This window comes from Peribacillus sp. TE19612 (genome assembly GCF_056279465.1).
Genome location: NZ_JBWCCL010000009.1, coordinates 159082 through 172522, shown reverse-complemented (window position 1 = coordinate 172522; position 13441 = coordinate 159082). Strand labels below are relative to the sequence as shown.

The following is a 13441-nucleotide window of genomic DNA, read 5'->3' as shown; positions in this document are numbered from 1 at the left end:
ACATGTGCCTTGGCCTCCTTACATAAGAAAGGGGATTGTAATGAATAAACGTGCACTAAAAGAATTTGCCGTGTATGCGCGAAAAGAACTTCGAAACCAAATTAGTTTAAGAATGCAATCGTTTGGTTTCACTGGTAAGGAGAAACCAAGCATTCAAGCAGGGGGTGATTATGTTGAAGTAAATGGAAGGAAGTTTCCTTTGTCTAATAAGAACAGTCTTCACAAGCTGCTAAAAGAGGTAGAAAGCAAAGGATATGATATGGTAATCGAAGAAGCAGCATACACTTGGTTTAATCGCTTAATCGCCATTCGCTTTATGGAAGTACATAATTATCTTCCTTCGAAAATTCGTGTTCTTTCAAGTGAAACAAAGGGGAAGATTGATCCGGATATTTTAACAGAATATCAGTATGCGGACTTGCCAGTTAGCAAAGAGGAAACATCTTCTCTATTACAGCAAGGGAAACGGGAAGAAGCATATCGTAAACTGTTAATTGCACAGTGTAATGAACTTCATGACATTATGCCATTTTTATTTGAAAAGTTAGCGGACTATACAGAATTGTTATTGCCTGAATCGCTATTGCATGCCGATTCACTTATCAATAAATTAGCAAAAGACCTAGAAGATGAAAACTTTGCACAAGTAGAAATGATAGGATGGTTGTACCAATACTACATTTCAGAGAAAAAAGATGAAGTGTTCGCAGGGCTAAAGAAAAACAAAAAAATTACAAAAGAAAATATTCCGGCAGCAACTCAGTTGTTTACACCGCATTGGATTGTCCGTTATATGGTGGAGAACTCACTTGGGCATATGTGGTTAGAATCACATCCCGAATCTGAATTAAAAGCGGAAATGAAATATTATGTTGAGTCGGCCGAACAAGAAGCTGAAGTACAAGCAAAATTAGAAGAACTGCGTAATCCGAACCTTTCACCAGAAGATATTACAATAATGGACCCCGCCTGTGGTTCTGGTCATATTCTTGTTTATGCGTTTGATTTGCTTTACAAAATATATGAAGAACGTGGATATCCAGTTCGCGAAATTCCAGTCCTTATTTTAGAAAAAAACTTATACGGAATTGATATTGATGATCGTGCAGCACAGTTGGCTTCCTTTGCGTTACTAATGAAAGCACGTGAGAAAACAAAACGTATTTTCCGTCAAGCTCCGAAGTTAAATATTATTTCGATCCAAGAATCTAATGGGATCTTAATTGAACAGGCAGCAGAGCTAATTGGTGAGACTAACAGTAAAAAAGAAGAAGTAAAGGATTTACTGACTACTTTTATTGACGCGAAAAACTTTGGCTCTATTCTTCTACCGGGGAAAGGAGATTTTGATAATTACATTGAAAAAGTAAGAGAGCTAAAGGATACAGGAGAGCGTAATTTAGAGAACTTTGAGGTATATGAGCAACTAGATAAAATTGAAAAAATTATTATACAGGCTAAAATACTCAAGGAACAATATGATATAGCAATCACCAATCCACCTTATATTGGATTTAGAAAGATGAATGCTGATTTGAATAATTATGTAAAGAGATATTTCAAAGAGGCTAAAGCTGATCTTTTTGCAGTGTTTATGGATAGATGCAATATGTTTATAAAAGAAAATGGATATCATGCTGAAATTAATCAGCATTCTTGGATGTTTCTAAGTAGTTTTGAAAAACTTCGGCTAAAAATTCTAAATAATTCTAACATATACTCTCTAGTTCACCTGGGAGCAAGAGCATTTGAAGACATAAATGGTGAAGTAGTTCAAAGTACAAGCTTTATCAGTAGAAAGCATATCCATGCTATTCAAAATTACAGAGGAAAATATTATAGATTGGTTGATTACAATAACAATGTTTTAAAGGAAACTGCATTTTTAAATAGGGATTCAGAATTTATTTCGACTCAAGGAGGATTCTTAGCTATTCCGAGCTGCTCTATGGCTTATTGGACTACGGAGAATTTAAAAAAACTATTTGTAAAAAGCCCAAAATTACAACTTTATGCAGAGCCGCGACAAGGCATGGCAACTGGCGATAATACTAGATTCTTAAGACTTTGGTATGAGGTTCCCTATAATAAAATGGGTTTAGGTTGTAAGAACGCTGTAGATTCAATAGAAAGTGAAAAAAAATGGTTCCCTTACAATAAAGGAGGGACCTATAGAAAATGGTATGGTAACCAAGAATACTTAGTTAATTGGGAACAGAATGGATATGATATAAAAAAGGATAAACAAGAAAAGTTAGAGTTAGGTTTAATTGAGAAAAAAAATAGTCAATGTTGGAATCAAGAATATTATTTTAGAGAAGGCATAACGTGGTCTGATTTAACAACTGGTGGATTTAGTGGTAGATATTCACCTCATGGATTTATTTTTGACACTTCCGGTCCGACCATGTTTTTAAAAAACAGTAGTGATCTTTATTACTTAATTTCTTATGTTAACAGTAAAGTTTTTCAGGCTTTTTTAGATCTAACAATGTCGGGTTTACACTATAATAATGGTATTTTTTCTAGCTTGCCTTGTCTAAGTTCTGAGAATGATGATATACAACGTATTGGAAGACGAAATATTGAAATTAGTAAGGGAGATTGGGATTCATTTGAAACATCTTCGAATTTTACAAAGCACCCGTTTTTAATACAACGTGAACGAGCTAATACATTGGAACAATGCTACACAAACTGGGAGAATTATGCTGAAAATCAATTCCGTCAGCTCCAACAAAAAGAAGAAGAATTGAATAAAATTTTTATTGATTTATATGGCTTACAAGACGAACTAACGCCAGAAGTACCAGATGAAGAGGTAACCGTTCGCCGCGCAGATAGAGTACGGGATGCAAAATCATTCTTATCTTACTGTGTCGGTCTAATGATGGGCCGGTATTCACTAGATGTTAAAGGACTGACATATGCAGGCGGTGATTGGGATGCAAGCAAGTATCAAACATTCCAGCCGGATCAAGATGGTATTTTACCGCTTACAGATACAGCTTACTTTGAAGATGATTTAATGGCTCGTCTGCAAGAGTTATTAATTCTTATATTCAGTGAAGAGCATTTAGCAGTAAACCTTCGCTGGTTAGCGGAATCATTAACAATGAAAAAAAATGAGACACCATCAGAGCGCCTGCGCCGTTATTTCTTCGATGAGTTTTATGCGGATCATTGTAAAATATATCAGAAACGTCCAATTTACTGGATGGCGGAGTCAGGAAACAAAAAAGGCTTCCGTGCATTGTTCTATTTACATCGTTACACACCGGAAACATTGGCGACCATGCGCTTCTCTTATGGGCAAAACCTACAAGAAAAGTTGCGTCAAGAACAAAAACGTTTGGAGCAAGATCTGATCAGTCCTGATTTAACAGTTGCGATGAAAAAACGTTATGAAAAGCAGCTAAATACAATCAAAGCCCAGCAAGACGAGCTGATTGATTTTGACAAAAAATTAGCTGAACTTGCTAATCAACGTATTGTGCTTGATTTGGATGACGGTGTTGTGGTGAACTATGAGAAGTTTAAGTCGATTTTGGCAAAAATAAAGTAATGTATGAAAATGGATAGGGAATGTTACCCTATCCATTTTTCAGTGTTGAAAGGTTTACTTTCCCCTTTATCTTTTTTATTCTATAAGCAGCAAGTATTTTGAGAGTTGGTGCAGGATGAATATTACACAAGAGTTATTACAATTGTTTAAAGAACAGTTGAATGGAAATAAAGGTGCTGATCGAGCGCTTGTGTTTTGGTACGATGCACAAGGTGGAGATCGGGATTTAACAGAAATTGAGCAAGCTTTACATAATGAAGGCATTAATATTTGGACATTAAGTGATCATAATGCTTTCCAAACAAAAGTATTGTTAGAACTAGAAGATACGAGTAATTCCTATTTGGTTTATGCTCCAATTGCTAAACCGAAAGATGCCGAAAATTTCTTGTTGGATGTATTATTGTACAGTGGTAAATATGGAGAGTTCCAAGCGGATGAAATAGCGATCATGATGAAAGAGCTGCGGATTGATCATTTAGCAGTTCGTCCATTCATTGAAAAACACTTGTCCTTTTTTAAGAATAAGCAGCGTGTAGCAAAATTTAAAAAACTTCTTCCAAACAGCCCAAGTGTAGAAAGTGTCAACCAAACGATGCTCGCTGTACTGGCCAATGCGAAGAGTATTCAACCTCAAGAATTATTAAAGAGTGTGGTGGCAAATGGAGGTTTAATGCCAACGAACGAAACATTGCTGCAAATTCAAAAATACATGGATTCTTCTCTTTTTTATGAAATTGTCGAAGATTACTTTGGTATTTCAACAAAAGAGGAGAATCGTTTATCTCATATTATCGAAACGATTGTGTTTCAACATTATGCTGCGAATATCGATGAAAAGCTGTTAACGTTTCGTCATGATTCCACGGTGCCGAATATTTGTAAAGTGTTTATTGAAGATTGGTTGAAATCAGAAGAACGTCAACTACTTGAGTCCATACTAGACGCGCTGGAACGCAAGTGGGGTATTGCTCAGCTGGTAGAGAAGTATACATATCAACCGTTCCTTCGCTGTGAGACGTTTTCTATTATCGAGCGTAAAGTGTTGGATGCATTATATGAGCTGTTGTTAAGCGAAACCATTCTTATTACAGAGTGGAAAAGTATTTTAGCAGAACGAAGCAAGAGCTATTGGTATAAGACACGTTATCATCAAGAATATGACTTATTGGAAAAAACGCTTCGTTTTTATGAGTGGAAAGCTGTGTTTGATCAAGAGGATGAACCAAAGGATGAGCAAGAGTGGTTCTCATTTTATACTGAAAAGTACTATAACATTGACCAGCTTTACCGTCACCTTCATGTAGCATATGCAAACGGAGGGAATCTTGAGCGATATGAAGAACTTATGCAGCGAATTGCGTTTTGGTATGAGAATAAGTATTTAGTTTCTATAGGGCATTACACAGACCGGATGTTGGAGACGACTCTTCTTCAGAAATGGCCAATTAAAGATGCTGCTCAACAGAAGAATTTTTATTCACACTTTATTCGCCCGCTTGTGGAAGCGACAAGAGAACGTATTTTTGTCCTCATATCAGATGCGCTTCGCTTTGAAATTGGTCAAGAGATAGCAGGACATTTCCGTCAACGGTTAAATACGGAAGTGAAGTTGATTCCAATGCAAGCAACATTGCCAAGTTATACGCAGATCGGTATGGCTTCACTCCTTCCAGGTAAGATTACCAATGTGAGGGCGGATGGAACGGTATATGTCAATGATGTGTCTACAAAAGGGCTGCAAAACCGCAATCGAATTTTGCAAATGCACGAATCTGATTCGATTGCATTGAAAATGGAAGAGTTTATTTCATTAAGCAAAGAAGAAGGACATGAATATATCCGTGGAAAACGAGTCGTGTATTTATACCATGACAGTATCGATGCAATCGGTGATTCGAGTAAGACAGAAGGCTATACGTACGAAGCTGTTGAAAGCGCGGTGGAACGTGTGAAGGCTGCGGTACGGAAGTTGACAGGTACGTATGAAGCAGTACGTATTTATATAACAAGTGATCACGGATTTTTATATCAATCATCACATGTTGAGAAGTATCAAAAAGCGGAAAGTATTAAGGGAAATATTTACGATGGAAACCGCCGTTTTACTATTGGGGAACAGTTGACGGTTCCAGAGGGAGCGATAAAAGTTTCCCTTGATTATTTAAATCTTGATTGTGAAGCAGTGATTGCTAAAGGATTAAACCGTTTTACAGCGGGTGGAGGTCAACGTTTTGTCCATGGTGGAGCGATGCCGCAAGAGAGTATTGTACCTTTAATCGAATATCGACAAGTCAAAGGAAAAGCACGCAAGACAGAAGAAGAGCGAGTAAATGTTCGTGTGGCTTCAATTCAAAAAGTGATTACAAGCTACCAATTTATCGTTCCTTTCTTCCAAGAGGAAAAAGTATCAAACGAGTTATATCCAAGAACATTACGTGCGGCTTTTTATCGAAATAACGAGCGTATCTCAAATGAATTAACGATTACGTTTGATTCAAGTGGGGAAGTGTCAGAGCGTCAAAAAGATGTTGTGTTCCATCTACTTGAAGATCGTTATAAAACAGGGGATATATGTGTGTTGCGTTTAGAAGATGTATCAGGTCGCTCGACGGAGTTGTATGCAGAGGAAGAGTTTGAGTTAAAGCTATATAGTATCTAAACAGGATAAAATTGTGAAAAGTCTTTCTGTCAAATAGCAGAAAGGCTTTATTTTTTTGCTATAATAGGTGTAGGAATTGACAGAATTAGGGGGAGCAGTATGTTACAGATAGGGGACATAGTAAGTGGTCCTTTATGGCCAGAGGTAGTTGAAATAAAAAAATGTGAAAGCATTCAAGAAAGTTTTTATCGAGTAGAAGCGTATGGAAAAGATACGAGTAAGTATTATCAAGTGATGATCCTTCCAGACCAATTATCTTCGATTGAGGTGATGAATCAGTCAAACGAGAGTCATCATTTTTCAGCAGAAGAGTTGAGGCAATACCTTTTATATTGGGAGTTTATGATTGACCGAAAGTTTTCTAAATCAAGAGCACTCGGAAATCAAAATGTCATCCCGCTGCCGCATCAAATTGAGGCAGTATATGGAAGAATGCTGCAAGTACCCGTTGTTCGATTTTTACTTGCTGATGATCCTGGTGCAGGTAAAACCATTATGGCAGGGATGCTTATTCGAGAGCTAAAAGCAAGACGAAGTGCAGATCGGATTTTAATTGCCGTACCGCCTCTTGTATTAAGACAGTGGCAGCAAGAATTGCAGGAAAAGTTTGGGGAATCCTTTACGATTATTACACGCTCAACATTAAAAGAGTATAGTGGTAAAAATCCGTTTGTAGAAAATGATTGTATCATTACGTCTCTATATTGGGCTTCTAGAGATGATGTGAAAAGTCTTGTTATGGAAGCAGATTTTGATTTGATTATCGTAGATGAAGCTCATAAAATGGCGGCTTATACAACCGGAGGAAAGCAAAAGAAAACAAAGAGAACTAAAATTTATCAACTAGGTGAATCGATTTTACGTCATAGCGAACATTGTTTATTGCTAACGGCTACTCCTCATAAAGGGGATGTGGAAAATTTTCGCCATTTAATGCGTTTAGTTGATTCAGATATCTTTTCCTCTATTGGAGTGAAAGAGACTTTACGTGACAAATCTAATCCATTTATCATACGTCGTTTAAAAGAAAACTTAAAGCAATTTGATGGTACACCGCTCTTTCCAAAACGAACCACTAAGACGATCAAGTATGATCTTTCAGATAAAGAGTTAGAATTGTACGAAGCGGTGACCCAATATGTAAAAGATCATTTCAATCGTGCCATCAATCGTGGAAATAACAGTACGGCTTTTGCTATGATGCTTCTACAAAGACGTTTAAGTTCTTCCATCGAGGCGATTCATTCATCATTAGAGCGCCGCTGTGATCGTTTAAAAGTTTTGTTGGAAGAGGTACGACAGCAACTGTCTGTTCAAATACATGAACTGTCGATGGAAGATTTTGAAGAAGCAACATTAGAAGAACAAGAAGTACTAGAGTCAGAGAGTGAAGAAATAGTAGATACGATTGATCCGGAAGAGTTGGAACTTGAAATTAAAGAGTTAGAACGATTAATCTCTTATTCCGGTCACATACGTATGAACTATGTTGAACGTAAATATGTAGAGTTAGAAAATACATTGTTCGGAGAAAACGGATTGCTGAAAAATGACGAGAAAATCCTCATTTTTACCGAATCAACTGATACGCTTCACTATTTAGAAAAGAAGCTCCAAGCACATGGATTGGATATTACTAAAATTATTGGGAAATATTCGATGGAAGAGCGCAGAAAACAGGTAGAGAAGTTTAGAAATGAATGTTCCGTTATGCTGGCAACAGATGCTGGTGGAGAGTCCATTAACTTGCAATTTTGTAATCAAATGATTAACTATGATATCCCATGGAATCCCAATAAATTGGAGCAGCGAATGGGACGTATTCATCGCATCGGGCAAAAAAATGAAGTGTTTGTTTTTAACTTGGTAGCAGGCAATACAAGAGAAGGAGACGTTTTAATCACCTTACTTAATAAAATGGACCAGATGAGAAAAGATTTAGGACACGACCTAGTGTACGATTTTATTGGGGATCGCCTAGAAGATAAAATTGCTGATTTACCGACACTTATGCAGCACGCTGTGTTAAATCGGGAACGCTTGGAAGATATTAAACGTGATATTAAAGAGACGTTGTCTAAAGAACACTTGGAGTTAATAAGAATTGCTCAGGAAGAACGCTTGGCCGTTGATGCAATTGATTTACCAGGCATGAAGCGGGAACAATATGATATTGCTATTCAAAAAGTACCAGTTCGTGTTTATGCAGAATTCGCTGCTGAGACACTAAGCAATAAACGAGTAAAAGTCCATTCTTCCCAGCAAAATCATCTCTATCGTATTGATCGTATGCCAAAATCATTAAGAGAATTTGCAAGGAAACATCATATTTCTTTAAAGGGAAAATATGATTCGTATCGTTTTACAAGTCATGAAGGATCTGTGAGTGAAGAAGTCTCATTAATGTTAAACGATCACCCGCTTTTCTCACTAACGATTCAGATGTTAAAGGAAGAAGTAGAAGGCGTTTTGTTGCCTACATTTACTGCAACCCTTCCTATTCCAGAAGAATTAGCAGTAGAAGGATATGAAATTGGACTGACGGACGGGACGGGTCGTGAACTATATCGAGATCTTGTCTATTTTGCCAAACGGAAAAACGGAGAAGTAGTGGAATTAGACTCTTACTGGTTATACAGTCATTCACTAAACGAAGTGGTTGTACATGATCATAAGCAATATGAGTCCCAACTATTTATGCAAGCGATGGGAACGATTTTAACAAAGCGAGAAGAATTTGTGTTATCAAATGAAACACAGCTAAATAAAAAGCTACAATTTCTTCGCCGTGCATTTGATGCACAATACCAGGAAACAACTAAGAGGCTCGATCAATATCGTGATGAGAACATCGAGAATCGAAAATCAGCGTTAATTAATCAAATGAAATCTCAATTGATTGATATTGAGGATCGCCGTAAAGTACGACTAGAAGAAGTAGAACGTGAGCGGAATGTCAATATTATTCCACCAAACCAGCTTGTTCAGTATACATTGTTGCCAGATCAAACGAATAGCTATCGCTTGTTTTCAAACGATTACAAAGAGATCGTAGAAACATATGAGTTAGAAAACGGTCGTAAAAATGTCAGGATGTATTCTGCTCTATCATTAGTGGACTTTATGAGTGAAGATGGGGAAGGAAATCCTAGGTTTATTATTTTGACGGATAAAGAGAGTGTGTCTTTGTCGGAAAATCATATGGGGGATTTGGGTGAATTGAGAGAGCAAACATATTTATACATCGTGCGAGGTTCAATGGTAATAGAGGAAAGAAGAATTTAACGAAATTGCGACGGGTGGAGCTGGAATTATCTTTTAGTGAGGCGATTAAATGAATGATACTTGGTTCAAGCCGATCACTTCTAATTTAACGGCACCGTTCTTTCCTAACTACTTAACTGAAACAGAGTATCGAAAACAAATCTACTTTGCAGACAAATCCTCTAAAAAGCTATGGGAGTAAGATGAAGTAGGAGTTAGTATGTTGATTTCGACTAGTGTTAATTTCTTTTGAATATTACGGATATTTGTATAGATAGGCTGTATTATCACTTTGAGCGGAAGGCTAGATAGTCATTACTATAAGTCCGATTACAAATTTGTAATCGGACTTTGCAGTTATTGGTCTAGAAATATAAATATGGGTGACTTCTTTTTACTACCTTAATACAACTATTTCAAGTAACCTTTCATGGATAGACTCCCAGTTGCTATTTAAATCCACTGTGAAAATTTTCATAGGAAAGCCCTTCACTACATAGGAGAGATTCAGTGCCTTACCGGTTTTTGGATACAGTAGGATGCCTATTGTTTCCTTCCCTATAGCCTTTTTATGATTACTTAAATAAGCAAAAAGCTGATAGAGATTTCCGCTAATTAGTTTTTGAGATCCCCAGTTTTGTATAAGCGAGTTTTGATAGTATTTTGTATCCATGATAATTTTCCACTCAATATTTTCAAGTGATATATCTGTTTGCATCAGGGGGAGATAGGCGGTGTTTTCTCCCTCTGCTTCCCAATAAATGTTTTCTCGGTAAACTTTGAATTCTGGTAATTCTATTTTATAAAAGGAGCGAACGAACTCCTCAAAAAGACGTGCCATCGCTTTTGGTTCTCTTTCAAAATCTGCGAATGTAGTTTCTAGACCTTCCTCATGCATTAACAACGATTCAAATAGAAAACGACAAATATCCAATACAAAACGATAATGTTGGTTACTTCTGTGGAGCTTGATTTTATAAAAAATTTGGGGATCAAGCTTAATAGTACTGATACCTTCAAAATACGTGTATAGTTGACGAACCTCCCCTTTAAGCGTTGGATCTAAGTTTGAACTTTGGATCAATTTAACCAGGGTAGACTTGATAATCTGGTTGTGGAGAATGTCATGGCTCATATCTTCAAATTCACAATGCATTTTTCCTCGTTTAAAGGAAAAAGTATTAATAGATTCCTGAAAATGGATTCTTCCTCTTAAGTTTGATAGTTCCTCTTGATAGCTCTTATATTCTCTATAAAACCCTTTTTTGATTAGGGATCGGAGTTTAACTAGTAGAATCCTTGTCAAAAGGTGCTTCATATCCTTTTCATTTTCACGAGAAATGTTGGCAAAGTCTTTCTCTGCTAAATGTCCCCATGCATAGCAAAGCATATAATAGAGATTTTTAATTGGAATTTTGTTAGAGTCTGGAGAGGAGACCATTTACTTTATCCTCCTGATCAAACCAATACTCTCTAAGCAATGGGGCAATTTCTAAGCGAATAATCCGTTCATACCATTTTTGCTCATCCTCCACCTGCTCGAAGTTAGGGCAGAAATAACTATGTCCAATCTCATATCCTTTGCCCAGGTTGACAGTATCTTTTATGATTTCCTGATTGATTTCACTAATGGTTGTGGTTAATTTATCGATAAATCCTTGACTAATTCCTTTATTGATTAGATATTCTTCAAATTGTTCTGTATGGAAAGCCGGTTCCAAAGTAATAAACGAGAATCTTCTCCGAAGGGCATAATCTACCATGGCTAATGAACGGTCTGCAGTGTTCATTGTTCCAATAAGATATAAGTTTTTAGGAATATAAAAAGTATCCTCACCTTCACTATAAGCAAGCTTTACGGAATATTTCTTTCCTCGTTTATCAGCTTCAATCAGCATCATTAGTTCTCCGAAAATCTTCGAAAGGTTTCCTCGATTAATTTCATCAATAATCATATAATAATTGCTTTCCGGATCATTAATCGCTTTTTTACAGAAGGAGTAAAAAATGCCATCCTTTAAAGAAAAGTGCCCTTGTGCACTCGGTTTATAACCTTTAATAAAGTCTTCATAAGAATAGGATTGATGAAACTGAATCATTTCTATTTTCGTATCATCCCTAGTGCCCAAATGTAGATAGGCAAGTCGCTTAGCAATAAAGGTTTTTCCAACTCCTGGTGGCCCTTGGAGAATGAGATTTTTCTTATAATCAAGAGTTTCAAGGATTTCCTCTATCGTTTCTTCATCCATAAAAACTTCTGTGAGAATTTGCTCACTATTATAGAGAGCAGCTTTTTCAATAACAATAGGCATAGTTGTATCATTTTCTAGATAAACAGACTTTTCTCTTCCGACCATATCTAACAATTCTTTTACAAAATCCTCATAGGGACTGATATCTGTTAGGGTTTTGGTGATCAACTGATTATTTTCAATTTCCCATTCCCCAGTTGCTAGCCATTCTACCTTACGCAATGATTGGTAACGTTCACGTGTTGGATCGTATTTGTAATCCGAAACAATTTTTCCATAAGAAATAATCTGTTTGATTCCTTTTTTGATAAAAACATAATCGCCAATTTTCATTTCATGAGCGAACTGATAGTTGGCAAGTGCATCATTATTAGGATTGTGATCAAGCTGGAATGCTTCTTTTAAAGCTTCTGCTATTTCTCTCTTGCTTTTATATTGTTTAAGGTCACTAATTTCTTCCCAGCCAATTGCTATTAGCTCATTTTGGTGGAAATCCTTCCACATCGAGTTGCCTTCCCCAGCTGCTAATAGCCAAAATTGTGGAAGATCGTCCTCTTCAGTTTGATAGTCTATTTTCCCGTATTTCTCAAATAGAAAACTAAAGAATTGATCAATTTCATAAAAAATGGGCAGGTTAGTTCTCTTTCCGACTATTTCAAGATATGTGTCCACTATTTTATTTTCTTGCATGCAAATCTGGAATTTTAGTAATTTGGTCGCAAAGGAATCTCCGCGTGAATAATTAGGAGTCAGTTCTAGGATATTTTCTGCTGCCACTTTGTCTCTTTGATTGTAAAAACAATATTCTTCTGGAAAAAGATTTCCTATTAATTCACTGATAACACTTGTTCCGAATCCAAAAAGCTTGTATTCCCCATCAGAGAGAAAACGATCAATTCGGTCTTTGATGGAATCATTTCCGTAAATAAGGTATTCAAAGCTTTTTCGGTAATGGTCGATAGGAGCATTCATATTTCCGAGAGCTCGCTTCTTAGCAAGCGGCATTCGAAAAGCATTGATATGATTGCCCAACTCCTGAATGTCTTTCCATTCCATCGCTTGTATGTTTTCCTGTTTTTTAAATTGATTGAAAAATTGATAGCTTTCTTGTAAATACTCAATATTCGTCAAAAACCAGTTTTGTGCTTCGTCCTTAAAAAAATGAAGGAATTTTTCTGTTGTAGAAAGGTTTAGTCTATCTTGGATTTCCGAAGGTGAATTCCATAGGTTTTTGAGACGATTGAATTCGTCATCAGTTAATCGGTAGTTTGTCATTTGACTGATTTTGAATATTTGTAAGTTCATTGTATCTGGGATTTCTTTTAATTCATGACGAAATAGCATTTGTTCTTCTGCTGTTAAACGACATTCGAGTACTTTTAAGTCTACCTTGAAATCCTCCTCATTTTCATAAGGTTCTGACACAATTTCGCATAATGCGATTACACCGCCAGAATTTTTGATTCTGCCATCAGATCTCCAAATAAAGACTTGATCTTTTTGTTGTATCTCATCCAAATACTGCTTTTGTCTGATTGACCAGTTTATGACTTCATTTTCTAAGAAGTATGTATCTAAATCAAAATGTTTTGGGTTTCCTTGAAAAATCCACTTGCCCATTTAAGAATTCCTCCTATTAAATTAATATATTATTTTATCATAAACCATTTTTGTAATTTTTAAATCAATTTAGGTAAC

Annotated in this window: 6 protein-coding genes; 4 read left to right on the top strand and 2 right to left on the bottom strand. The window is 36.3% G+C overall.

Going from position 1 to position 13441, the window contains the following annotated elements; genetic code table 11:
* The first annotated feature begins 40 nt into the window (after positions 1-40).
* The 4 genes from pglX to ACZ9AO_RS17155 all read left to right on the top strand — a co-directional run bounded on the left by pglX (position 41) and on the right by ACZ9AO_RS17155 (position 9693).
* Positions 41-3565 (top strand): BREX-1 system adenine-specific DNA-methyltransferase PglX, encoded by a 3525-nt coding sequence (gene pglX, locus ACZ9AO_RS17170; protein WP_476109556.1) that lies wholly within the window; start codon positions 41-43, stop codon positions 3563-3565.
* A gap of 115 nt (positions 3566-3680) precedes the next feature.
* The gene (gene pglZ / locus ACZ9AO_RS17165) at positions 3681-6227 is read left to right on the top strand and encodes a BREX-1 system phosphatase PglZ type A (protein WP_476109555.1); all 2547 of its coding nucleotides are present in this window, start codon (positions 3681-3683) and stop codon (positions 6225-6227) included.
* Between the two features lie 99 nt (positions 6228-6326).
* Positions 6327-9512, top strand: coding sequence for a DEAD/DEAH box helicase (locus ACZ9AO_RS17160; RefSeq protein WP_476109554.1), 3186 nt, complete (start codon positions 6327-6329; stop codon positions 9510-9512).
* 49 nt (positions 9513-9561) lie between these two features.
* Complete coding sequence (locus tag ACZ9AO_RS17155; protein ID WP_476109553.1) at positions 9562-9693, top strand: hypothetical protein; 132 nt, start codon at positions 9562-9564, stop codon at positions 9691-9693.
* A gap of 195 nt (positions 9694-9888) precedes the next feature.
* Here ACZ9AO_RS17155 and mcrC read toward each other — a convergent pair whose 3' ends face one another.
* Together mcrC and ACZ9AO_RS17145 are read right to left on the bottom strand one after the other, a co-directional pair.
* Entirely contained in the window at positions 9889-10932 is a 1044-nt protein-coding gene (gene mcrC, locus ACZ9AO_RS17150; RefSeq protein WP_476109552.1) for a 5-methylcytosine-specific restriction endonuclease system specificity protein McrC, read from the bottom strand.
* Positions 10910-13363 (bottom strand): AAA family ATPase, encoded by a 2454-nt coding sequence (locus ACZ9AO_RS17145; protein WP_476109551.1) that lies wholly within the window; start codon positions 13361-13363, stop codon positions 10910-10912. Before ACZ9AO_RS17145 ends, mcrC begins: the two co-directional genes overlap by 23 nt.
* Positions 13364-13441 lie beyond the last annotated feature (78 nt).

Excerpts from the sequence above, each read along its gene's own strand:
- pglX (WP_476109556.1), top strand. The coding sequence starts at position 41 with ATGAATAAACGTGCACTAAAAGAATTTGCCGTGTATGCGCGAAAAGAA.
- pglZ (WP_476109555.1), top strand. The coding sequence starts at position 3,681 with ATGAATATTACACAAGAGTTATTACAATTGTTTAAAGAACAGTTGAAT.
- ACZ9AO_RS17160 (WP_476109554.1), top strand. The coding sequence starts at position 6,327 with ATGTTACAGATAGGGGACATAGTAAGTGGTCCTTTATGGCCAGAGGTA.
- ACZ9AO_RS17155 (WP_476109553.1), top strand. The coding sequence starts at position 9,562 with ATGAATGATACTTGGTTCAAGCCGATCACTTCTAATTTAACGGCACCG.
- mcrC (WP_476109552.1), bottom strand. The coding sequence starts at position 10,932 with ATGGTCTCCTCTCCAGACTCTAACAAAATTCCAATTAAAAATCTCTAT.
- ACZ9AO_RS17145 (WP_476109551.1), bottom strand. The coding sequence starts at position 13,363 with ATGGGCAAGTGGATTTTTCAAGGAAACCCAAAACATTTTGATTTAGAT.